This window comes from Pseudoalteromonas sp. HL-AS1 (genome assembly GCF_031198785.1).
GTDB classification, from domain to species: Bacteria; Pseudomonadota; Gammaproteobacteria; order Enterobacterales; family Alteromonadaceae; genus Pseudoalteromonas; species Pseudoalteromonas distincta.
The window spans coordinates 3,324,312-3,343,942 of record NZ_CP133569.1 but is presented as its reverse complement, the minus strand read 5'-3'; the positions used below and the strand labels follow the sequence as shown (position 1 = coordinate 3,343,942).

The window sequence follows — 19,631 nt, the reverse complement described above, 5'->3', positions numbered from 1 at the left end:
GTAGTTGGCTTTTACTGGCGTAACTACTCTTCTAGTTGCTTAATTTTATGCTCAATTAAAGGATCGTCAGGTACAAGTTGTTGAGCAACTTCTAATAACTGAATGGCATCATTAGGATGCTCATCTTGATGCTTAAGGGCAACATCTATTAATGGCTGAATATCAATTTTTGCCTGATGTTCCTGTACGTGAACTTCTTTTTCATCAATCAAAATATTATGAGCTTTGCTTAATAGTGTTTGACGGTGAGCTGAGTTTACATTCGCTTTATTAAGGCTTTTGTAATAATCCTCTTTAAAACGTAAGGTTTTAGTTTGCATACGAAATTGCGCAATATCAATTTGCTGATGCTGGATAAAATCGACGGCTACTTGCTTATAAAATCCAAACTTATTCAAATATGTGGCATGTGTGCCATGTCCCATACCAAATACTCGTAAGTGAGTTAACTGCTTATAGCGCTTAGCGTGCATTCGGTCTATACGATTAGTAGGATCGTAAATAATATAGCCTTGGGCATCTCCTAAATCTAGATCGTGATAATCTTGCTGCCAATCAAACTGCTGAGCTATATCGGTACTAGAGCGGTCATCCCACGGTACTAATTCTTTATTTTTAGTACTTACCGGGTGGAAGAACAACACCTGATTTAGCTTTAATAGTTTAGCAAAAGCGCCAACAGCAAATCCGCCACGACTTAAACCATAGCCAAGTCGACAATTAAACGGCGTAAGTAATGTTGATAATTGCTCGAGAAAAAAGATTAAATTACGATTACGAAACCAATTACTTTTACCTAAATGCTGAAAAGCGATTACGTTTACGTTTTGTTTTTGAGCTAAGTGATAACCCCATGGTGCAAAATCAGGGTGAAGATCTTGCTCTTGCACGTTAGTGCCAGCAGGGGAGAAGGTAAAAAGCAGGGGTTTATTAACGTCAACAAAATCATACTTAACAAATACATCGCCGAGTAAATCATTACCCGTTATGGGTAATCGAGTTTGTTGCTCATTGCGCGGGAGAGTTAACCATTCATCTAACCAATACAGTAATTTCATTAATCCTCCAGCTATAAGTCAATGTAGATCATATCAAACTCAATGAAATTAGGTCAAACCGATAGGATATTACTGCGTCATTTTGATTATTTCATCCCAGTCATTTTTAGTAACAGGCATTATTGATAGTCGTCCGCCCTTTTTAAGTGCGATTTCAGTAATATTGTCATTGGCTTTAATATCTTTAAGGCTAATTAATTTTTTTAAATGGCTTTGGTAAGTAACTTCAACAACAACCCAACGTGGTTTGTCGCTGGTGGCTTTTGCATCGTAATAGTCGCTGCTTAAATCAAATTGAGTGGGGTCTGGGTAGGCTTCTTTGGTAATTTCTGCAATACCCGCTACGCCCACGTGTTTGCAGCTTGAATGATAAATCATGACTGAATCACCGACTTTGACGTCGTAACGCATAAAATTTCGTGCTTGGTAATTACGCACGCCTTCCCAAAGAGTCGTTTGTTTTGGTGCATTTTTTAAGTCATCTAATGAAAACGCATCGGGTTCAGTTTTAAATAGCCAGTAAGCCATAACAGTATTCCTAACAAATATTTACTTCCCACTATTGTATAGTATCATTTGGACACTAGGGTAATGAGGAAGAAATAATGAGCCAAGTATTAGATGATTTATTGTCGTTGTTAACACTTGAAGAAATTGAGCAAGGTTTATATCGAGGACAAAGCCAAGATTTAGGCTTTGGTGCTGTATTTGGTGGTCAAGTAATGGGGCAGGCGCTTTCTGCTGCCAAAGAAACCCTACCTGAAGGGCGAATAGTTCATTCATTACATTCTTACTTTTTACGCCCAGGCGATCCGGCTAAACCCATTGTTTATGACGTAGAAACTATTCGCGATGGAAAGAGCTTTAGTACGCGCCGAGTCAAAGCAATTCAGTACGGTAAACCAATCTTTTATATGACCGCGTCGTTTCAGGGTGAAGAAAATGGTTTGTCGCATCAAGCGACAATGCCTGATGTTCCCGCACCCGAAGAACTACGTTCATCACTTGAGTTTTACCAAGATAACGCTTCACATATCCCAGAGGTTATCCGTAATAAGTTTACCCGTGAAATGCCAATTGAAATGCGACCGGTTACTTTTCATAACCCGTTTAAACCAGAGGTTATGGAGCCGGTAAAACATATTTGGTTTAAAGCTAATGGTGAAATGCCAGACGATCAGCGCATCCATAATTACTTATTAGCGTATGCGTCTGATTTTGAGTTTTTACCAACTGCATTACAACCTCATGGTGTGTCGTTTATGCAGCCAAATATGCAAGTAGCTACTATTGATCATGCAATGTGGTTTCATCGTCCATTTAGAATGGATGATTGGATTTTGTATTCAATTGATAGTCCAAGTGCGAGTAATGGGTGTGGTTTGGTACGGGGGCAGTTTTTTGATCGCCAAGGCAACTTGGTTGCCTCAACAATGCAAGAAGGGGTTATGCGTCAACGCTAACCCCTTCTGTAAATGCATTGCTAGTTACACTGGTCTTGAACTATATCGCTGATTGACTGCCAGACGCGTGCTGGCAGTAATGTTTTAAGGTGTGCGTAGGTTTCACATAGTTGTGTGCTACCTACTAAGCCCTTATCACCCTCTGTTATTAATGACTCGCCACGTAAGTTTTCGATAAAACTAACAAGTACTTTTTTGTCAAAAAACTCAGGTGTTTTTATGCCGTGCAGTGTACCTAAACGTTGTGCGAGTACTTGGCTTTCTCTTTCAAGCTCTGCTTTTTCAATGCCATCACTTGTTTGAATAAAACCAATTACAATAGCGTAACGTTGTAGAGTAAAGCTAAGTGCTCGTCCAAGCATTTCAAGCTTAGCTAGGCAGTCATTACTGTTCGTTATATGAATGTTATCGCCATCAAACTCAATTAAATTTTGATCAGCAAAGTTAGCTAAAATACGCGTTATATAGTTTTCATCAAGAGGCTGTAAATACCACTCTTTAGCAAATAGCGGATAAAATGTTTTTACAAGTTGCTGGCATTGAGCAATCGTAGTGCTGTGTTGTTTAAATAGATGTAGTGCAATTAAGCTTGGTACTGCAAACAAGTGCAAAATATTGTTTCGGTAGTAATTAAACAGTACTTTTTCTTTATCGCTAATCGTAATAATTTCGCCAAACTCATCACTGATAACTTCAAACTTATTAAGCTTTAATGCATGCGTTAGTAATTGCTCTGGAGTTTCGTCTGGTGTAGTTACTTTGTTACTGTAGCTTGCATCACGCTGTAAGCGCAGATAAAAATCAAGCTGAGCTAATAGCTTTGGTTTACTCAATGCTTGTTTATCGTTAACCAGCAATATCATCGCTAGTAAGTTAACCGCATTAAGCGCCGCTGCATTATTAATTTTAACCATTACTTGGTCGGCAAGTTTAGTTACTTGTGGTGCTAACCATTGTGGCTTTTGCACGTCAGTTGGGTGTATTGAATCACGCCAATCAGGTTGGTTATCGTTTAAGTATTGGTTAATAGAGATTGGGTCGCCAAAGTTTAAGTTACCACGACCGTAGTTTTTAAGGTTTTTGATTGCCTTAAAAATACCAAATATAGATTCGCCTTTTTTATCTTTACCATCCAGCTCTTTAAGGTAGGTGTTAATTTCCATGACGTGCTCGTAGCCAATGTACACAGGAACAATAGATATTGGTCTGTCTATTCCGCGTAGCATTGCTTGTAATGTCATAGATAGCATGCCCGTTTTAGGTGGCAGTAAGCGTCCAGTTCGGCTTCGACCGCCCTCCGTGTAAAACTTAACAGAGTAACCTTTAATAAACAGTTGGCTTAAATACTCTTTGAATATGGCAGAATAAAGTTTATTACCTGCAAACGAGCGACGAATAAAAAACGCACCAGAGCGTCTAAATATGCCTCCGGCAGGGAAAAAGTTAAGATTTATACCAGCAGCTATATGCGGAGGTACTAAACCTAAATGATAAATAGAGTAAGTAAGCAGTAAGTAATCCATATGGCTGCGATGACAAGGCATATAAATTATTTCATGTCCTTTATCTGTTAGTTCATGAATTTGTTCGGCGTGTTTAATATCAATACCATTATAAAGCTTATTCCATAACCAAGTTAAAAACCTTTCGGCCACACGTATCATTGCTTCAGAGTAATTAGCGGCTATTTCATCAAGTAGCTTAAGTGCATTTTGACGAGCTTCTGTTTGGCTAATGTTTTTAGCGTTAGCTTCATCTTGAATTGCTTTTTTTATAGTAGGTGACGCTAATAATGAATTAAACAATTGCTCACGAGATGGCATTTTAGGGCCTGTAGCAGCTAGCTTTTGGCGCTTAAAGTGAACACGCGCTACGCGTAATAATTTATGAGGTAACTCACTTACATCGGCTTTTTCATTGACTAAAAGTGATAAGTCGAGTGGTTGGCTAAAGCGAATAAAGTTATCGCGCCCTGAAAATAACACCACAAAAAACTTTCTAAACCAGCTTGGAGTAAGAGAGTGTGTAATTAAAGTACGTAGTCCTGGCTTTTCTTTACCTGGATCGCGCCCCCATAAAATAGTAACAGGCACCACTTGTACGTTTTGCTGACCGCTTTTTATTAAGTACTCAATAATTTGCTTGCCTTGGGCTAAAGCATTGGTTGGTTTTGCTTCATCACCAAATAACGGTGGAGGATTTTTAATACCAATAAAACGGTCTAAATTTTGAGTCCCTAGCACTTGCTCTTCTGTTGGGCTAGGTAGGCCATTCTTTTTACAAACATGCGCCAGCGCGGCTAAATCAAAACGTGAATTTAAACGCACTATGTAAAATGTAGGGTACTCAGGGTTTAGATCATACTGTTTAATAGGATTTTCTGGCAGCACTTTGCTTTTCACAAATAAGCGACTAAATCCAGCAGACATAACATTTAAACAATAATTAAAAATACGCATCGACTCACCATATTGAGAGTATTAAGGGCAAAATTAGCGCAACAGGATACCATAATATCTAAAAATCCCTTAGTTTGCGCAATTAAGATGTTTAGTTGTTTGTTGACTAGCATCAAAAACATTAGTTCAAGTATAGCTATTGAACATGTATGGACGCATATTTAATCAAATTAGTATTCATTACATTGTTTCTAAATAGTTGTTGCATTTATCACCAATACCTCTATAATACGCAGGCTTTCAAAATTCCTCTGGGAATTAGAAAGGATAAATTAAGCTTGGATTTCAAGCTAATAAACAGGAGTTCCGATTTGGAACTCAACGTAGATATAATCAAACAGCCGACATCTTAAGTTTTAAGATTGTTTCGGTCGTTTTTTTATGCTCTTTTATATGCTCTTTATATTGAGGTTAAGAATGTCAAATCAACGCATTCGTATTCGCCTAAAAGCTTTTGACCACCGTTTGATTGACCAATCAACGGCAGAAATCGTGGAAACTGCGAAACGCACTGGCGCACAAGTACGTGGTCCAATCCCACTACCTACACGCTTTGAACGTTTTACTGTACTAACTTCACCGCACGTTAATAAAGATGCGCGTGATCAGTACGAGATCCGCACCCATAAACGTCTGATAGACATCGTAGAACCAACTGACAAGACTGTAGACGCGCTTATGCGTTTAGATCTTGCTGCTGGTGTTGATGTTCAAATCAGCCTGGGTTAATCGAAAGATTAGAGAGGTTTTAGGAAAATGGCATTAGGTCTAGTCGGTCGTAAAGTGGGTATGACACGAATCTTCACTGAAGATGGTGTATCTATCCCTGTGACAGTTATTGAAGCGACACCTAACCGCATTGCTCAGATCAAATCTGACGCAACAGACGGTTATAACGCGCTTCAAGTAACCGCAGGCACTAAAAAAGCAAGTCGTGTAAACAAAGCTAAAGCGGGTCATTTCGCTAAAGCTGGTGTTGAAGCGGGTCGCGGTCTGTGGGAATTCCGCCTTAACGGTGGTGAAGGCGATTTTGAAGTAGGCGCTGAGCTTACTGTTGAATTATTCAACGAAATCAACAAGGTTGACGTAACCGGTACTTCTAAAGGTAAAGGTTTCCAAGGTGGTGTTAAGCGCTGGAATTTCAGCATGCAAGACGCTACACATGGTAACTCTCTATCTCACCGTGCTCCTGGTTCAATCGGTCAAAACCAATCACCTGGTAAGGTGTTTAAAGGTAAGAAAATGGCCGGTCATATGGGTGCTGAGCGTGTAACGACTCAAAACTTAGAACTAGTTCGCGTTGACGCTGAGCGTAATTTGCTTTTAGTTAAGGGTGCAGTACCTGGAGCTATTGGCGGTGACGTTATCGTTAAACCAGCTGTTAAAGCATAAGTCCTGGAGATTTAGTGATGGAATTAGCAATTAAAGACGCTTCTGGCGGTCTTGAAGTTTCTGAAGCTACTTTTGGACGTGAGTTTAACGAAGCATTAGTACACCAAGTAGTTGTTGCATACGCAGCAGGTGCTCGTCAAGGTACTCGTGCTCAGAAGACACGTTCTGAAGTAAGCGGTGGTGGTAAAAAACCATGGGCTCAAAAAGGTACTGGCCGTGCACGTGCCGGTACAATCCGTAGCCCAATTTGGCGTTCAGGTGGCGTTAGCTTTGCAGCTAAACCACAAGACCACAGCCAAAAAGTAAACCGTAAAATGTACCGTGGTGCGATTAAAAGCATCTTATCTGAATTAGTTCGTCAAGAGCGTTTAATCGTTGTTGAAAGTTTTGCTCTAGCAGCACCAAAAACTAAAGAACTAGTTGCTAAGCTTAAAGAACTTGAGCTTAAAGATGTTCTTATCGTGACTGAAGAAGTTGATGAAAATCTTTTCTTATCGGCACGTAACCTTTATAAGGTTGACACACGTGATGTAGCTGGTATCGATCCTGTAAGCTTAATTGCTTTCGATAAGGTACTTATTACAGCCGCTGCTGTTAAGCAACTTGAGGAGGCGCTAGCATGATTCGCGAAGAACGTCTTTTAAAAGTGATCCTTGCTCCACATATCTCTGAAAAAAGCACAATTGCTGCTGAAGAAAACAATACTATTGTTTTTAAAGTAGTAAATGACGCAACTAAAGCTGAAATTAAAGTAGCAGTTGAGAAGCTTTTTGAAGTAGAAGTAACGGGTGTTCGCACACTTAACGTTAAGGGTAAAACAAAACGTACTGGCGCACGTTTCGGTCGTCGTAGCGACTGGAAAAAAGCTTACGTTACTCTTAAAGAAGGCAGCGAGCTAGACTTTGTCGGCGGCGCCGAGTAATAAGGGGATAGAATTATGGCACTTCAAAAGTGTAAGCCTACTTCTGCGGGCCGTCGTCACCTAGTTAAAGTGGTTAACTCTGATCTACATAAGGGTAAGCCATACGCACCACTTTTAGAGAAAAACTCTAAATCAGGTGGTCGTAATAACAATGGTCGTATTACGGTTCGTCATATCGGTGGTGGTCATAAACAACATTACCGTTTAATCGATTTTAAACGTACTAAAGATGGCATTCCAGCCACTGTTGAACGTTTAGAATACGATCCAAATCGTAGCGCAAACATCGCTCTTGTATTATATGCAGACGGTGAGCGTCGTTACATTATCGCACCAAAAGGCTTAAAAGCTGGCGATGCAATCCAGTCTGGTGTTGATGCACCAATCAAACCTGGTAATGCATTACCAATGCGTAATATGCCTGTAGGTTCGACTGTTCACAACGTAGAATTAAAACCAGGTAAAGGTGCTCAAATCGCACGCTCTGCTGGTGCATACGTTCAAATCCTTGCTCGTGATGGTCAGTATGTAACATTACGTCTTCGTTCAGGCGAAGTTCGTAAAGTTGAATCTGATTGTCGTGCGACTCTAGGTGAAGTAGGCAATGCAGAGCATATGCTTCGTTCACTTGGTAAAGCAGGTGCAAATCGCTGGCGTGGTATTCGTCCGACAGTTCGTGGTGTTGCCATGAACCCGGTAGATCACCCACACGGTGGTGGTGAAGGTCGTACATCTGGTGGTCGTCATCCTGTGTCTCCATGGGGTAAGCCGACTAAAGGTGCGAAGACGCGTAAGAACAAGCGTACGGATAAATTTATAGTACGTCGTCGTACTAAGTAATATTGAGGAATAGCCATGCCACGCTCTCTCAAGAAGGGTCCTTTTATAGACCTACACTTGCTGAAGAAGGTAGAGAAAGCTTTGGAAAGCGGTGAGAAAAAGCCAATTAAAACTTGGAGCCGTCGTTCAATGATCATACCTAACATGATCGGATTGACCATTGCTGTCCATAATGGTCGCCAGCACGTACCAGTTTTCGTTTCTGACGAAATGATCGGTCACAAACTAGGTGAATTTGCACCAACTCGCACTTACCGTGGCCATGCTGCGGATAAGAAAGCGAAGAAACGATAAGAGGGGAAGATAAATGCAAGCATTAGCTAAACATAAATTCGCCTCTGGTTCGGCGCAAAAAGCACGTCTAGTTGCAGATCAGATCCGCGGGTTACCTGTAGATCGCGCACTAGAAATCCTGGCGTACAGCCCTAAGAAAGCGGCTGTATTAGTTAAGAAAGTACTTGAGTCTGCTATTGCTAACGCAGAGCATAACGAAGGTGCTGACATTGATGAGCTTCGTATAACAACGATCTTTGTGGACGATGGTCCTACAATGAAACGTATTATGCCTCGTGCTAAAGGACGCGCAGATCGCATCCTTAAGCGTACAAGCCATATCACTGTTATGGTTTCAGATAGCTAGGAGTATAAGTAATGGGACAAAAAGTTCATCCTACTGGTATTCGCCTAGGTATATCTAAACCTTGGGTTTCTACCTGGTACGCGAGTTCAAAAGATTTCTCTGCACAGCTTTTTGGCGATCACAAAGTTCGTACATTCCTTACTAAGGAATTAAAAACGGCTTCTGTGTCTAAAATCGTTATTGAGCGTCCAGCAAAATCAATCCGAGTAACAATTCACACGGCTCGTCCGGGTGTTGTTATCGGTAAAAAAGGCGAAGACGTAGAAAAATTACGTCAAGCGGTAACTAAAATCGCTGGTGTACCTGCTCAGATTAATATCTCTGAAGTACGTAAACCAGAACTAGATGCACAACTAGTAGCAGACGGCATTGCCTCTCAACTAGAACGTCGTGTTATGTTCCGTCGCGCTATGAAGCGTTCGGTACAAAATGCAATGCGCATCGGTTCTAAAGGGATTAAAGTTGAAGTTAGCGGTCGTCTTGGCGGCGCTGAAATCGCACGTTCAGAATGGTATCGTGAAGGTCGTGTACCTCTACATACTCTTCGTGCTGATATCGATTACGCAACTTCTGAAGCCTTAACCACTTATGGTATCATTGGTGTTAAAGTTTGGATCTTCAAAGGCGAAGTTATTGGTGGTTTACCACTAGTACAAGAGCAAGAGAAGCCAGCTAAACGCGCACCAAAGAAAGCCAAGAAAAGTGCTAAGTAGAGGTAGCGAGTAATGTTACAGCCAAAACGTACAAAATTCCGTAAAATGCACAAAGGCCGCAACCGCGGTTTAGCGCAAAACGGTAACAAAGTAAGCTTCGGTACTTTCGGATTGAAAGCAACTGGCCGTGGCCGTATGACTGCTCGTCAAATCGAAGCAGCTCGTCGTGCTATGACGCGTCACGTGAAACGTCAAGGTAAAATCTGGATTCGTGTCTTCCCTGACAAACCGATTACAGAAAAACCTCTTGAAGTTCGTATGGGTAAAGGTAAAGGTTCTGTTGAATATTGGGTTGCTGAAATTCAGCCTGGTAAAGTACTTTACGAAATGGAAGGTGTTTCAGAAGAGCTTGCTCGTGAAGCGTTTGACCTTGCTGCTCGTAAACTGCCATTCAAAACAACTTTCGTAACTCGGACGGTAATGTGATGAAAGCTAGCGAACTAAAAGATAAAAGCGTAGAAGAGCTTAATGCTGAACTTCTAGGACTACTTCGTGAGCAATTTAATATGCGCATGCAAGCTAGCACTGGTCAGTTAGCTCAGACACACACGCTAAGAACAGTACGCCGCGATATCGCGCGTGTAAAAACAGTTATTAACCAGAAGGCAGGTCAATAATGAGCGATAAAATTCGTACTCTTCAAGGCCGTGTAATCAGCGACAAGATGGAAAAATCTTTCACTATCGCTATCGCACGTTATGTGAAGCACCCAATCTATGGGAAATTCATTAAACGTACGACTAAGTTACACGTACATGACGAAAATAACACAGCAAAAGCGGGTGACGTAGTTACTATCCGTGAATGCGCACCAATTTCTAAGAATAAATCTTGGACTTTAGTAGACGTTATTTCTAGTCCAAAACAAGCTTAATTTTTAATTAAGTTAGTTTTGTAAAAAAGCCCTGGCATTAGCCGGGGCTTTTTGTTTTCTGGAACTGCCTTATCCTGAAACGTGTTTATACATTTAGGACTTATACCAATCCGCAATAATACTTAATCATTTTGCGGGGCTAAACGTGTCGCTACCTGCTTTAAAAAAGGCTCATTTAGAACAACTAAATAGCGAATTTCTGCCTACCTATCAACACGTTTTTCCAGCCTCAAAATAGATCACTTAATTAAGCGAATTGGTATTATTTTATGAAAACTATTAAAACTAAAGACGTTAAGTTAGTTGGTATTATCTTTTTATCAGAAATACAAAAGCATGCAGGGTAGTTTTCTGGTTTGTGTCATCAACTCCGTTGTTGTTATATATTTTTGGTGTCAGAACTAGTGGGTGAATCACAAAAGTTTGATTATAAGCTTACATATCTCAGTAACTTTAATACTTGCTATAGGCATCTCAGCCGTTGTGCTGCTTTTCTCTTACTTTATTTCAATGTTACAGTTTTAAGGTATCGAAAATAGATATTCAAATATAACTTTAATCATTCGCTTGTGTGGTTTTTTTATGTCTAAAACCTCAATTTATCGCCTTAAATGAATATTCTGGTATGATTAGCAAATATGCGCTTTTGAATGAATTTTTGAGGTAATAATGACGCGTAGTTTTGAATTTCATTTAACTGATGAGATTGCCACGGTTGCAATGGGTAATCGCGTTGCTGATATTATAGAGCAAGGTGCGGTTATTTATTTACATGGTGATTTAGGTGCTGGTAAAACAACGTTTACACGAGGTGTAGTGCAAGGCTTTGGCCATACAGGTAAGGTTAAAAGCCCGACCTATACACTAGTAGAACCTTATGAGCTTGAGCGTGCAAATGTTTATCATTTTGACTTATACCGCTTAGGTGATCCTGAAGAACTCGAATACATGGGAATACGCGATTATTTCTCAGCAGACGCAATTTGTGTTGTTGAATGGCCTGAAAAGGGTGGTGAATTTATTCCTGTGCCTGATTTAGATATTACTCTAAGCTATGTGGGTAACGAACGTAAAATTGTTATAAATAGTGCGAGTGAGCGCGGTATAGCAATTGTCGAAAAACTAAATAATCAATAATAATATAGTTAAGGCAGTAATTATCCAATGAGCCGAGGTGTAGTTAAACTTTTTATTTATCTTATGGTTATCACCATAAGCTTGCCGCTATGGGCTAAAAACACAATCAATAGTGTGCGTGTATGGCCGTCTCCAGATAGTACGCGCGTGGTATTTGATTTAAATGATAAGCCCGACTTTAGCTATTTCATGCTTAAAAACCCTAGCCGTCTAGTGATTGATTTAGAAAATACTAGCGAGTTAAAAACATTGCCAGGTGTGCCTCCGAAACATCAAATAGTAAGCAAATTACGTTACTCAAAACCTAAAAATAAACAAAGCGTACGTTTAGTATTTGAATTAAGTGCGCCAATAAAGCCAGTGGTATTTGCCCTCGCACCTACAGGCCCTTATAAAAATAGACTCGTTGTTGATTTATACAATAAAAGCCAAGCTACTACAGTTGTTTCTCCTGCTCAAACAGCCGCTAAAAACCGTCAACTAAGCCAAGAGCGCGACATTGTTATTGCGATTGATGCGGGGCATGGTGGCGAAGATCCTGGTTCAATTGGGCCATCAGGCACCTACGAAAAAACAGTTACACTGCAAATTGCGAAGCGTTTAGAGCGCATGATTGATGGCGAACGTGGCATGATTTCGCGCATGGTACGAAGCGGTGACTATTTTGTAAAATTAAATACCCGTACTAATCGAGCCCGTGAAAAAAAGGCAGATTTTTTTGTTTCTATTCATGCTGATGCATTTACAAGCCCTGGGCCAAATGGTGCCTCTGTGTGGGTTTTATCATTAAGACGTGCTAATTCAGAAATAGGTAAATGGATAGAAGATAAAGAAAAACACTCCGAGCTTTTAGGTGGCGCTGCTGATGTAATGAAAGATGCCGCCAATGAAAAATATCTAGCACAAGCGTTGCTTGATATGTCGATGGACCACTCTATGAAAACTGGCTTAAATGTAGCTGACGAAGTGGTTAAAGAGCTTCGTAAGGTTGCCAAACTGCATAAAAAAGATCCCCAGCATGCGAGCCTTGCAGTACTAAAATCACCAGATATTCCATCTATTTTGGTAGAAACGGGGTTTATATCTAACCCGCGAGAAGAAAAGCTACTTAAAAGCCCTAATCATCAAGAGCGTTTAGCTAAAGCGATATTTACTTCAATTAAAAATTATTATTTGAAAAATCCGCCGGATGATTCGTTATTTGCTAAATTAAAGTCGCAATATCCAACAAAGCATAAAGTACGCCCCGGTGAATCTTTAAGTATGTTAGCGAGTCGCTATGGCGTTACAGTCAATAAATTAAAACAAGTTAATAAGCTTAGTTCTAATACCTTATTTATTGGGCAAGAGCTCGATATACCTCAAAGTTAGTCATTATTATTAGCGCAATGTTTGCTAGGAAGTCTCATGAATATTGAAATATTACCCGCGCGTTTAGCCAATCAAATTGCCGCAGGCGAAGTGGTTGAGCGCCCAGCGTCGGTAGTAAAAGAGCTTGTTGAAAATAGCTTAGATGCTGGCGCAACGCGTATTCAAATTGATATTGAGCGCGGCGGCCACAAACTTATTCGTATTCGTGATAATGGCGCAGGGATAAGTAAAGATGAGCTAACGCTCGCACTTTCTCGCCACGCGACAAGTAAATTAAAATCACTTGATGACCTTGAAAACATTTGCTCACTTGGCTTTAGAGGGGAAGCACTTGCGTCAATTAGTTCTGTGTCGCGTTTAACGCTGAGCTCAAAACCAAAAGAGCAAGAAGCAGCTTGGCAAGCTTTTGCAGAAGGCCGCGACATGGCCGTTCAAGTAAAACCTGTAGCGCATCCCGATGGCACAACCATTGAAGTAAAAGATTTATTTTTTAATACTCCAGCACGTCGTAAATTTTTACGCACCGAAAAAACTGAATTTAGCCATATTGATGAGTTGATAAAGCGTATTGCGCTTAGTCGCTTTGATGTCTCTATTACACTAACTCACAACGAAAAAGTAGTAAGGCAGTATCGTGCCAAAACTGATCCCTCTCAGGCTATAACACGCGTAGCACAAGTTGCAGGTAAGGCCTTTGCTGAGCAAGGTTTGCATATTCAATCAGGAGAGGCTGGCCTACAGCTGCATGGTTGGGTGCTACCTGTAGGCTCAGCGAATACGACTCAGTACACTTATGTGAATAATCGCATGATGCGCGATAAGCTTATTTTGCATGCTATACGCCAGGCATTTGAAGAAGTAAGTGGAACACAAGAATTACCCGGTTTTGTCATTTATATTGATATTGACCCTCGGCAGGTTGATGTAAATGTTCACCCTGCTAAGCATGAAGTGCGTTTTCATCAAGGGCGGTTAATTCATGATTTTATATTGCAAGCTATTAAGCAGGTAGTGGTGCCATGGCAAGGCGAATTCACTAACGAATCAGCGAGCACAGAAGCAGAATTCACGCCAGCGTTCATTGAGTCAACGCATAGCAGTGCTAATAATATAGAAAGCGAAGGAGCGTTTGATTACCCTAAATCGCAATTACAGCCTTCTTACTCTGGAAGTGCTGGTAGCTCAAGTTCGTCCTCAGGTACTAGAAGTGTTGGCGGTACATACCGTGCTACACCAAGCACGAGCCATCATGACGTAAATGCGTTTTATCAAGGAGTGAGTGAGCAACACGCCGCACATTTTGATAATGCAGCCAATATATCTGCTGCACAACACCAGTCAGTATCTGTTGATAATGTCTTAAAAGCTGTTTCTATTATAAGTGTTAGTGAAGGAGTGTGTGTCTTTAGTGAAGAGCAGCAATTGTATTGCTCACATTTTAAATATGCATTAGTTGATGATTGGCATAATCAAATTAAAGAGTTCGGAAGTTTAGAAGGGAAAGCCCTTTTGTTACCAGTGCGAGTAAACTTAGAAAAAGAAGATTGCTTACTTATAGAATCCCAGCAATCGTGGTTTACCTTACTTGGTTTTGAACTTGTAATAGAAAAACAATTTGTAATGGTTAAAAAATTGCCAGCGTGTTTATATTTACTTGACGTAAGTGCAGCGGTAGGTGAGCTACTTGATGCGTGTAAAGCAAAACTTGAAAATATAGAAAATTGGTTAGAATGGCAAATGAAATGCGTGCCGACCCGATTTTATTTAAGCAATGTATTTTTAGCGCAACAAATGCGCTTACAAAATAATCCACAAACTATTGAACGCTTGCGTAAAAAAGCAGTTAAAATAGAGCTAAATCACTATTTAACGCAATTAGATTAAGGTATCAGTGTTGAGTAATTTACCAGTTATATTTTTAATGGGTCCAACTGCAGCAGGTAAAACAGCATTGGCAATCTCGCTGTGCGAGCATTTAAATACAGAAATAATCAGCGTAGATTCAGCGCTAGTGTATAAAGGTATGGACATTGGTACAGCAAAACCTGATGCCGAAGAATTAGCCAAAGCTCCGCATCATTTAATTGATCTACTTGACCCGAGTGAAACGTATTCAGTTGCAGATTTTAGGCGCGATGCAGTGCAAAAAATTGACGAATTTCACAGACAAGGTAAAGTGCCTGTATTGGTTGGAGGTACAATGCTGTACTTCAAATCTTTAATTGATGGTTTATCGCCATTACCTGAAGCAGATACAGAGATAAGAGCAGAGTTAGAAGCGCAAGCGAAAGAATTTGGCTGGCCTCATTTATATAAAGAATTAGTTAAAGTTGACCCAAAAGCAGCCGAAAAAATAAGTGAAAATGATTCACAAAGAATTAATCGGGCTTTAGAGGTTTACAGGTTAACTGGTAAGGCCATGACTGAGTTGCAAATGCAAAAACAGCCGGCTTTACCTTATACTTTTCATCAATTTGCAATTGCACCGCAAGAACGCAGTGAATTACACCGCCGAATTGAAGAAAGGTTTAAAATAATGATTGATCAGGGGTTTGAAAATGAAGTTTCGACCCTATATCTACGTAAGGATTTACACCCCAATATGCCTTCTATTCGTTGTGTTGGTTATAGACAAATGTGGGATTACCTTGCGGGTGAAACAAACCATGATGAAATGGTTTTTCGTGGCATCGCAGCAACACGTCAGCTGGCAAAACGGCAGTTAACGTGGCTTCGTAGTTGGCCTGATGTTACTTGGTTAACAACAGGCGACGAAGAAAACTTGCATCGTGTAGTAAGTTCGCTAAGCTAGTAGTAGTTGAATATTGTTTTTTATCAAATAAGTTCAGCCACTTAATTATAATAACACCTAGAACGAAGGAACAATAACATGGCAAAAGGCCAATCGTTACAAGACCCATTTTTGAATGCACTACGACGTGAGCGCATTCCAGTATCAATCTTTTTAGTAAATGGCATAAAATTACAAGGCAAAATTCAGTCATTTGACCAATTTGTTATTTTACTAGAGAACACCGTAAATCAAATGGTTTATAAGCATGCAATTTCTACAGTTGTCCCTGCTCGCGCAGTTAACTTCCAAGCAGTTCAAGGGAGTGAAGACACTGAAGAGGCAGAAGCTGGAAACTTTTAATTAGGAGCATAATGTTTGTTTGACCGCTATGAATCCGGCGAACAGGCAATTTTAGTTCATATCGACTTACCTAAAGAAGGAGATCGTGAAGATCTTCATGAATTAGAAATGTTGGTATCTTCTGCTGGTGTTAGTAGTTTGGCGGTTGTGCAAGGCAGCCGTCAAGCACCACATCCGAAACTATTCGTCGGTACCGGTAAAGCAGAAGAAATAGCTGAGATTGTCAAAATCCACAAAGCAGATGTCGTAATTTTTAATCATCAACTCAGGCCATCACAAGAGCGTAATTTAGAGCGCGTTTGTCAATGTCGTGTGCTTGATAGAACGACGCTAATTCTTGATATTTTTGCCCAGCGCGCACGTACCCACGAGGGTAAGCTGCAAGTTGAATTGGCTCAACTTCGCCATATGTCGACTCGATTAATTCGAGGCTGGGCTCACCTTGAACGTCAAAAAGGCGGGATTGGTTTACGTGGCCCTGGTGAAACTCAACTTGAAACTGACAGAAGATTACTTCGTGCCCGTATTCAAAATATTCGTGCACGTTTAGCTAAAGTTGCAGTGCAACGTGAACAAGGTAGGCGAGCTCGTACTCGCAACGAAATACCTACAGTTTCATTAGTTGGTTATACCAATGCGGGTAAATCTACATTATTTAATCGAATTACAAATTCAGATGTATACGCGGCCGATCAGTTGTTTGCCACGCTTGACCCGACTCTACGTAAGCTTGAGTTAGGTGATGTTGGCCCTGTTATCTTAGCTGATACAGTGGGCTTTATTCGTCACCTACCACATGACTTAGTTGCTGCTTTTAAAGCAACGCTTACTGAAACTCGCGAAGCTGATTTGCAGTTACATGTAATTGATGCCGCAGACTCACGTCTGCAAGAAAATATTGAACAAGTACAATCGGTGCTTAAAGAAATTGAGGCCGACGAAGTACCACAGCTATTAATTTATAATAAAATTGATGCGCTGGATAACGTAAGCCCACGTATTGATCGAGACGACGAAGGCCAACCTATAAGAGTATGGCTTAGCGCTCAGACTGGTGAAGGGTGTGAATTACTTAGCGAGGCTATCAGTGAGTTACTAGCTAAGAAGATGTTTAACGAAACATTATTTCTTACGCCATTGTATGGTCGCTTAAGAGCTGCATTGTTCAGCTTAAATGCAGTGCATGAAGAGCAATTTGATGAGCAAGGTAATTGGCTGTTAGATGTTAGAATGCCAATGGTTGAGTGGAATCGTTTAATTAAAGAATTTGGTCCTGAAATTGCTGGTTTTATCAACCGTAATTAAAAATTGACGTTTTAATGTCGGTTTTTGTATGAGAAACGCGGTAGATTTGTTAGATTTAACACAATTTCCTAATTTATTTAGATAACAATGGAGTATAGCTATGGCCTGGAATGAACCGGGTAATAATGGCAATGACAAAGATCCGTGGAATAATAAAGGCGGACGTGATCAAGGCCCACCTGATTTAGACGAGGTGTTCCGCAAGTTTAGTAACAAGTTCAGCGGCTTATTTGGCGGGAAAAAATCCGGCAATGGTAGCGGCGGTGGACTTGGCGGAGCCGGTATTTCATTCATACTTATTATCGCCGTTATTGTATGGGCGTTAAGTGGTATTTATACGGTTAAAGAAGCCGAGCGTGGTGTGGTTCTACAATTTGGTAAATATGACCGAATTGCTGATCCTGGTTTGCGTTGGAAAATGACGTTTATCGAAACGGTAATCCCAGTAGATATTGAAGCTGTTCGTTCATTATCGGCTTCTGGTTTTATGCTTACTGAAGACGAAAACGTAGTGAGCGTTGAGTTTCAGGTGCAATACCGTGTTATTGACCCATACCTTTATGAATTTAGCGTAACTAACGCAGATAGTAGCTTAGAAGAAGCGCTAGACAGTGCACTGCGTTATGTTGTGGGCCATGCAAAAATGGACCAAGTATTAACTAATGGCCGTGAGGTTGTTCGTCAAAATACATGGGATGAGCTTAATAAGATTATCGAACCATATAACTTAGGTTTAATTGTTACTGACGTGAACTTTAAAGACTCTCGTCCACCAACTGAAGTTAAAGATGCATTTGATGATGCAATTGCTGCACAAGAAGATGAAGAACGTTTCATCCGTGAAGCAGAAGCATATGCTCGTGAAATTGAACCGCGTGCTCGTGGTCAAGTAACGCGTATGACTCAAGAAGCGGAAGGTTATCAAGAGCGCATTACATTGGAAGCACAAGGTGAGGTAGCTCGCTTTGAAAAGCTTTTACCTGAATATCAAGCAGCTAAAGAAGTTACTCGTGAGCGCTTATACATTGATGCAATGGAAGAAGTGTTAGGGAGTAGTTCTAAAATATTGGTTGATGTTAAAGGCGGCAATAACATGATGTATTTACCTCTTGATAAAATCATGGACAAGCAAGGGACAGCAACACGAGTTGCACTTCCAAGTTCAAGTGATATTCAAGACTTGCGTAATAAAGTTAATACGTCGCGCAATAGCTCTGTTAATAGTGGCAATGACCGCTTTAACAACGACCGCTTCAATGATGGGAGATAATCATAATGAAAAACTTTAGTTTAGTAATACTATTAGCTGCCATTGTTATGTCTTTCTCATCGGTATTTGTTGTACCTGAAGGGCAAAAAGCAATTGTAATGTTATTTAGTAAAGTACAAAAAGATAGCGACGATAAAGCGATTGTATATGGCCCAGGCCTACAATTTAAAGTACCATTTTTTAGCCAAGTACGTCGTATTGATGCACGTATTCAAACGCTAGATGGTGCGCCAGATCGTTTTGTTACTAGCGAGAAAAAAGACTTAATTGTTGATTCGTTTGTAAAGTGGCGCGTTAATGACTTTAGTGCTTTTTACTTACGTGCTCGTGGCGATAAGCAATATGCTGAAACGCTACTTAAGCAAAAAGTAAACAATGGTCTTCGTACAAACTTTGGTACACGTACAATTCGCGAAATTGTATCAGGTGAGCGTAGCGAGTTGATGGAAGAAGCGTTAGTACAAGCTTCTGAAAGTGCACGTGAGCTAGGTATTGAAGTACTAGACGTACGTGTTAAGCAAATCAACCTACCACAAGAAGTGAGCAGCTCTATTTACCAACGTATGCGCGCTGAGCGTACTGCGGTTGCAAAAGAGCACCGTTCTGAAGGTCAGGAAAAAGCAGAGACTATTCGTGCGGGAGTTGACCGTCGAGTAACTGTAATGCTTGCTGATGCTGAGCGTAATGCACGTTCTGTACGTGGTCAAGGCGATGCTGATGCTGCAGGCATATATGCTAATGCGTACAACAAAGACCCTGAGTTCTTTAGTTTTGTACGTTCGCTTGAAGCTTACAAAAAGACTTTTAAAGATAAGCAAGATGTTATGGTGCTTTCACCAGATAGCGACTTCTTCCAGTATATGAAAGGCGCTAAAGCTCAATAGACTTTACGTTAATTATTTAAAAGTTAAAAAGCCTCGCATTTGCGGGGCTTTTTGTTAAATACAAACTAGTGCGTTAAATCACTGTTATTTATGTGGTTATTGGTCAATATTTGGATATAACAATTGCCCGCAGAAAAAATAAGCTGAAT

23 protein-coding genes are annotated in these 19,631 nt (G+C 40.5%); 20 read left to right on the top strand and 3 right to left on the bottom strand.

From position 1 onward, the window contains the following. Positions 1–23 precede the first annotated feature (23 nt). Complete coding sequence (locus RB214_RS15535; RefSeq protein WP_309167745.1) at positions 24–1,058, bottom strand: cytosolic protein; 1,035 nt, start codon at positions 1,056–1,058, stop codon at positions 24–26. Between the two features lie 69 nt (positions 1,059–1,127). Then, a complete protein-coding gene (locus RB214_RS15530; protein ID WP_309167744.1) occupies positions 1,128–1,586 on the bottom strand; it encodes an EVE domain-containing protein in 459 nt (152 codons plus the stop codon). 77 nt (positions 1,587–1,663) lie between these two features. Here RB214_RS15530 and tesB point away from each other — a divergent pair, with 77 nt between their 5' ends. Beyond that, positions 1,664–2,521 carry an acyl-CoA thioesterase II gene (gene tesB / locus RB214_RS15525; RefSeq protein ID WP_002957902.1) on the top strand — a complete coding sequence of 286 codons (858 nt, stop codon included), beginning with the start codon at positions 1,664–1,666 and terminating at the stop codon, positions 2,519–2,521. A gap of 20 nt (positions 2,522–2,541) precedes the next feature. On the opposite strand, the gene plsB is transcribed toward tesB, so the two are convergent. Beyond that, entirely contained in the window at positions 2,542–4,980 is a 2,439-nt protein-coding gene (plsB, locus tag RB214_RS15520) for a glycerol-3-phosphate 1-O-acyltransferase PlsB (protein ID WP_039489010.1), read from the bottom strand. A 417-nt stretch (positions 4,981–5,397) separates the two neighbouring features. On the opposite strand from plsB, the gene rpsJ reads away from it, so the two are divergent. The 19 genes from rpsJ to hflC all read left to right on the top strand — a co-directional run bounded on the left by rpsJ (position 5,398) and on the right by hflC (position 19,482). Further along, positions 5,398–5,709, top strand: a complete 312-nt coding sequence (gene rpsJ, locus RB214_RS15515; RefSeq protein ID WP_002957900.1) for a 30S ribosomal protein S10 — start codon at positions 5,398–5,400, stop codon at positions 5,707–5,709. A gap of 27 nt (positions 5,710–5,736) precedes the next feature. Beyond that, a complete protein-coding gene (rplC, locus tag RB214_RS15510; protein WP_002957898.1) occupies positions 5,737–6,372 on the top strand; it encodes a 50S ribosomal protein L3 in 636 nt (211 codons plus the stop codon). A 17-nt stretch (positions 6,373–6,389) separates the two neighbouring features. Next, entirely contained in the window at positions 6,390–6,995 is a 606-nt protein-coding gene (gene rplD, locus RB214_RS15505; protein ID WP_002957897.1) for a 50S ribosomal protein L4, read from the top strand. Continuing rightward, positions 6,992–7,294, top strand: coding sequence for a 50S ribosomal protein L23 (gene rplW / locus RB214_RS15500; RefSeq protein WP_002957896.1), 303 nt, complete (start codon positions 6,992–6,994; stop codon positions 7,292–7,294). Before rplD ends, rplW begins: the two co-directional genes overlap by 4 nt. 15 nt (positions 7,295–7,309) lie before the next feature. Further along, the gene (rplB, locus tag RB214_RS15495; RefSeq protein WP_002957895.1) at positions 7,310–8,134 is read left to right on the top strand and encodes a 50S ribosomal protein L2; all 825 of its coding nucleotides are present in this window, start codon (positions 7,310–7,312) and stop codon (positions 8,132–8,134) included. Positions 8,135–8,149: 15 nt separating this feature from the next. Next, entirely contained in the window at positions 8,150–8,428 is a 279-nt protein-coding gene (gene rpsS / locus RB214_RS15490) for a 30S ribosomal protein S19 (protein ID WP_004588689.1), read from the top strand. Between the two features lie 13 nt (positions 8,429–8,441). Continuing rightward, positions 8,442–8,774 carry a 50S ribosomal protein L22 gene (gene rplV / locus RB214_RS15485; RefSeq protein WP_002957892.1) on the top strand — a complete coding sequence of 111 codons (333 nt, stop codon included), beginning with the start codon at positions 8,442–8,444 and terminating at the stop codon, positions 8,772–8,774. An 11-nt stretch (positions 8,775–8,785) separates the two neighbouring features. Next, positions 8,786–9,487: a 30S ribosomal protein S3 gene (gene rpsC / locus RB214_RS15480; RefSeq protein WP_002957891.1), complete on the top strand. Its 702-nt coding sequence runs from the start codon at positions 8,786–8,788 to the stop codon at positions 9,485–9,487. Positions 9,488–9,499: 12 nt separating this feature from the next. Then, positions 9,500–9,913, top strand: coding sequence for a 50S ribosomal protein L16 (gene rplP, locus RB214_RS15475; protein WP_002957890.1), 414 nt, complete (start codon positions 9,500–9,502; stop codon positions 9,911–9,913). Further along, complete coding sequence (gene rpmC / locus RB214_RS15470; protein ID WP_002957889.1) at positions 9,913–10,104, top strand: 50S ribosomal protein L29; 192 nt, start codon at positions 9,913–9,915, stop codon at positions 10,102–10,104. Before rplP ends, rpmC begins: the two co-directional genes overlap by 1 nt. Beyond that, complete coding sequence (rpsQ, locus tag RB214_RS15465; RefSeq protein WP_002957888.1) at positions 10,104–10,361, top strand: 30S ribosomal protein S17; 258 nt, start codon at positions 10,104–10,106, stop codon at positions 10,359–10,361. The genes rpmC and rpsQ overlap by 1 nt, the downstream gene beginning before the upstream one ends. Before the next feature lie 669 nt (positions 10,362–11,030). Beyond that, positions 11,031–11,498 (top strand): tRNA (adenosine(37)-N6)-threonylcarbamoyltransferase complex ATPase subunit type 1 TsaE, encoded by a 468-nt coding sequence (tsaE, locus tag RB214_RS15460; RefSeq protein WP_002957887.1) that lies wholly within the window; start codon positions 11,031–11,033, stop codon positions 11,496–11,498. Between the two features lie 27 nt (positions 11,499–11,525). After that, positions 11,526–12,869, top strand: a complete 1,344-nt coding sequence (locus tag RB214_RS15455) for an N-acetylmuramoyl-L-alanine amidase (RefSeq protein WP_138489744.1) — start codon at positions 11,526–11,528, stop codon at positions 12,867–12,869. Positions 12,870–12,905: 36 nt separating this feature from the next. Further along, complete coding sequence (mutL, locus tag RB214_RS15450) at positions 12,906–14,753, top strand: DNA mismatch repair endonuclease MutL (RefSeq protein ID WP_309167743.1); 1,848 nt, start codon at positions 12,906–12,908, stop codon at positions 14,751–14,753. Positions 14,754–14,763: 10 nt separating this feature from the next. Continuing rightward, positions 14,764–15,681: a tRNA (adenosine(37)-N6)-dimethylallyltransferase MiaA gene (miaA, locus tag RB214_RS15445; RefSeq protein WP_024605619.1), complete on the top strand. Its 918-nt coding sequence runs from the start codon at positions 14,764–14,766 to the stop codon at positions 15,679–15,681. A 78-nt stretch (positions 15,682–15,759) separates the two neighbouring features. Further along, on the top strand, positions 15,760–16,023 hold the full coding sequence (hfq, locus tag RB214_RS15440) for an RNA chaperone Hfq (RefSeq protein WP_024597268.1): 264 nt from the start codon (positions 15,760–15,762) through the stop codon (positions 16,021–16,023). A 15-nt stretch (positions 16,024–16,038) separates the two neighbouring features. After that, positions 16,039–17,328: a ribosome rescue GTPase HflX gene (gene hflX / locus RB214_RS15435; RefSeq protein ID WP_309167742.1), complete on the top strand. Its 1,290-nt coding sequence runs from the start codon at positions 16,039–16,041 to the stop codon at positions 17,326–17,328. A 100-nt stretch (positions 17,329–17,428) separates the two neighbouring features. Further along, entirely contained in the window at positions 17,429–18,598 is a 1,170-nt protein-coding gene (gene hflK, locus RB214_RS15430) for an FtsH protease activity modulator HflK (protein ID WP_002957881.1), read from the top strand. Between the two features lie 5 nt (positions 18,599–18,603). Continuing rightward, positions 18,604–19,482, top strand: a complete 879-nt coding sequence (gene hflC / locus RB214_RS15425; RefSeq protein ID WP_002957880.1) for a protease modulator HflC — start codon at positions 18,604–18,606, stop codon at positions 19,480–19,482. Positions 19,483–19,631: the final 149 nt, after the last annotated feature.

Excerpts from the sequence above, each read along its gene's own strand:
- RB214_RS15535 (WP_309167745.1), bottom strand. The coding sequence starts at position 1,058 with ATGAAATTACTGTATTGGTTAGATGAATGGTTAACTCTCCCGCGCAAT.
- RB214_RS15530 (WP_309167744.1), bottom strand. The coding sequence starts at position 1,586 with ATGGCTTACTGGCTATTTAAAACTGAACCCGATGCGTTTTCATTAGAT.
- tesB (WP_002957902.1), top strand. The coding sequence starts at position 1,664 with ATGAGCCAAGTATTAGATGATTTATTGTCGTTGTTAACACTTGAAGAA.
- plsB (WP_039489010.1), bottom strand. The coding sequence starts at position 4,980 with ATGCGTATTTTTAATTATTGTTTAAATGTTATGTCTGCTGGATTTAGT.
- rpsJ (WP_002957900.1), top strand. The coding sequence starts at position 5,398 with ATGTCAAATCAACGCATTCGTATTCGCCTAAAAGCTTTTGACCACCGT.
- rplC (WP_002957898.1), top strand. The coding sequence starts at position 5,737 with ATGGCATTAGGTCTAGTCGGTCGTAAAGTGGGTATGACACGAATCTTC.
- rplD (WP_002957897.1), top strand. The coding sequence starts at position 6,390 with ATGGAATTAGCAATTAAAGACGCTTCTGGCGGTCTTGAAGTTTCTGAA.
- rplW (WP_002957896.1), top strand. The coding sequence starts at position 6,992 with ATGATTCGCGAAGAACGTCTTTTAAAAGTGATCCTTGCTCCACATATC.
- rplB (WP_002957895.1), top strand. The coding sequence starts at position 7,310 with ATGGCACTTCAAAAGTGTAAGCCTACTTCTGCGGGCCGTCGTCACCTA.
- rpsS (WP_004588689.1), top strand. The coding sequence starts at position 8,150 with ATGCCACGCTCTCTCAAGAAGGGTCCTTTTATAGACCTACACTTGCTG.
- rplV (WP_002957892.1), top strand. The coding sequence starts at position 8,442 with ATGCAAGCATTAGCTAAACATAAATTCGCCTCTGGTTCGGCGCAAAAA.
- rpsC (WP_002957891.1), top strand. The coding sequence starts at position 8,786 with ATGGGACAAAAAGTTCATCCTACTGGTATTCGCCTAGGTATATCTAAA.
- rplP (WP_002957890.1), top strand. The coding sequence starts at position 9,500 with ATGTTACAGCCAAAACGTACAAAATTCCGTAAAATGCACAAAGGCCGC.
- rpmC (WP_002957889.1), top strand. The coding sequence starts at position 9,913 with ATGAAAGCTAGCGAACTAAAAGATAAAAGCGTAGAAGAGCTTAATGCT.
- rpsQ (WP_002957888.1), top strand. The coding sequence starts at position 10,104 with ATGAGCGATAAAATTCGTACTCTTCAAGGCCGTGTAATCAGCGACAAG.
- tsaE (WP_002957887.1), top strand. The coding sequence starts at position 11,031 with ATGACGCGTAGTTTTGAATTTCATTTAACTGATGAGATTGCCACGGTT.
- RB214_RS15455 (WP_138489744.1), top strand. The coding sequence starts at position 11,526 with ATGAGCCGAGGTGTAGTTAAACTTTTTATTTATCTTATGGTTATCACC.
- mutL (WP_309167743.1), top strand. The coding sequence starts at position 12,906 with ATGAATATTGAAATATTACCCGCGCGTTTAGCCAATCAAATTGCCGCA.
- hfq (WP_024597268.1), top strand. The coding sequence starts at position 15,760 with ATGGCAAAAGGCCAATCGTTACAAGACCCATTTTTGAATGCACTACGA.
- hflK (WP_002957881.1), top strand. The coding sequence starts at position 17,429 with ATGGCCTGGAATGAACCGGGTAATAATGGCAATGACAAAGATCCGTGG.
- hflC (WP_002957880.1), top strand. The coding sequence starts at position 18,604 with ATGAAAAACTTTAGTTTAGTAATACTATTAGCTGCCATTGTTATGTCT.